Raw genomic sequence first — 249 nt, forward strand, 5'->3', positions numbered from 1 at the left:
GACTCCTTGAAGACCTTGAACACCTTGAGAACCAGTTAATCCAATTCCCCCTTGTATTCCTTGAGGTCCTTGTATCCCTTGCAATCCAGCTGCTCCTGTTTCCCCTCGTATCCCTTGAGGCCCTTGTATCCCTTGTGCTCCAGCTGCTCCTGTTTCCCCTCGTATTCCTTGTGGACCTTGGGCTCCTGCCGCTCCTGTTGTGCCTGTGGGACCGATTATTCCTTGTAACCCTTGTATTCCTTGGGCTCC

At 52.6% G+C, this 249-nt stretch carries 1 pseudogene; it reads right to left on the reverse strand.

Annotated features, from left to right (window positions below):
• Positions 1-249: pseudogene (locus tag MR113_RS27840) on the reverse strand (collagen-like protein); the annotation flags it as partial.

It is taken from the genome of Bacillus cereus group sp. BfR-BA-01379, from assembly GCF_022663605.1.
In the GTDB taxonomy this organism is placed as follows: Bacteria; Bacillota; Bacilli; order Bacillales; family Bacillaceae_G; genus Bacillus_A; species Bacillus_A mobilis.